The organism is Nostoc sp. 'Peltigera membranacea cyanobiont' 213 (assembly GCF_002245975.1).
In the GTDB taxonomy this organism is placed as follows: Bacteria; Cyanobacteriota; Cyanobacteriia; order Cyanobacteriales; family Nostocaceae; genus Nostoc.
In genome coordinates, this window is record NZ_NOLI01000357.1 from 1 (window position 1) to 1,395 (window position 1,395).

General features: G+C 43.7%; 2 protein-coding genes. Both read right to left on the reverse strand.

From position 1 onward, the window contains the following. Positions 1–223: 223 nt before the first annotated feature. On the reverse strand, positions 224–781 hold the full coding sequence (locus CDG77_RS34895; protein WP_094333657.1) for a glutathione S-transferase family protein: 558 nt from the start codon (positions 779–781) through the stop codon (positions 224–226). Positions 782–787: 6 nt separating this feature from the next. Continuing rightward, positions 788–1,252, reverse strand: coding sequence for a hypothetical protein (locus tag CDG77_RS34900; RefSeq protein WP_094333658.1), 465 nt, complete (start codon positions 1,250–1,252; stop codon positions 788–790). Positions 1,253–1,395 lie beyond the last annotated feature (143 nt).

The window sequence follows — 1,395 nt, forward strand, 5'->3', positions numbered from 1 at the left end:
GGGGGATTTAGGGGGATATCTAACGATTTTGGGTCTGTACAGAGATGTGTGTACACCGTAGGTTACTAAGGTGAGGGATTGAGGGTGAGGTTTGATCTTAATAAGCTGTTCAATATCTAGTTTGCATGTCTAAATTTAATACAACTCTTGTGGGGTGGGAATCTTGCCCGCCCTAATTATGCAAGTTAAATGTAGAACAGCTTATTTAATTACGCCTACCTACTTAACCTCGTCCACCAATACTTTTTTGAAATGCCGGACGCTCAGATACCTGCTTCATATAGTTCAACACTGCTGGATAGGCGCTGAGGTCTAGCTTCAGCATGATGGGAATGTAAGTTAGAATAGACCCCACTGCCACATCAGCAATAGTGAACTCATTACCCAGCAAAAAAGGTTGCTTACCAAAAATTTCATTTAACGGAGTCAATAAACGGGGCATTTCTCGTTCCCGATTTTCCTCCCCAAAAATCCCTGGAGCGAGGGTAGAATTGGCAAACAACACCCACTGGGAAAAAACAGCACGTTCCTCTGATGAAAGTGCTGTTTTACCATACTTATCGGCGAGATACAGCAAAATTGCTCCAGATTCCCAAAGCTGAAAATCCCCATCAACAATTGCTGGAACTTTACCAACTGGGTTAATTGCCAAATATTCAGGCTTGAGGTGTTCACCCGCCTGCATATCAAGTTTGACGAATTCGTAAGGAATTTGGATTTCCTCTAAATACCATTGAACAATTGAGGCTCGACTCCGAGCGCCACCGTAAAGTTTGAGCATAATTACTTAAAGAACTTTGTGAGTGTGAGAATGCTGTTTAACGTTATCTTCTTTTGTTACAACTCTAGCGGCATTTAACACCCGCTTGCGCTCAATGGAATACTTAAAATCAGTATAGTTTTTACCTAATGGAATCAGGGATTTTGCAGATTCACGACGCTTGTATGTACGAGCGGCTGCAAATGCTCGTGGCACAAATTCTTCTCCAAACTGAGCCGACTCTGGAAAGCCATCTGGCACCAGTTGGGAATCGCCATCCAGTACAGATCCCAAAGTTGTTGCATGAGCCAGCTTATAGGAAGTAGGAATGCCCTTTAAAAGCGCTTCCAAAGCCGCAGAGGGAATCGGTTCTATAACTTCGATTTGATAAACTTCTCCATCTTCTTTGACGAAGCAGGTTGCCAAGCCGATAACAATGTAGTCATCGGTTGCTAAATCAGGCGCATTGGGATAGGAAATTGCAGTTGTCATCAGAAAACTTCTCAAAACTTAAAAATTAAATCTAGATGCTGGGGCATTGGGCATTGGGCATTGGGCATTGGGCATTGGGCATTGGGCATTGGGCATTGAGTGAGAGTGAGAGTGGGAAGTGAATTCTCCCCAGTCCCCAGTCC

What these genes read in the sequence shown, in the direction of transcription:
- CDG77_RS34895 (WP_094333657.1), bottom strand. Translation starts at nt 781, where the DNA reads ATGCTCAAACTTTACGGTGGCGCTCGGAGTCGAGCCTCAATTGTTCAA.
- CDG77_RS34900 (WP_094333658.1), bottom strand. Translation starts at nt 1,252, where the DNA reads ATGACAACTGCAATTTCCTATCCCAATGCGCCTGATTTAGCAACCGAT.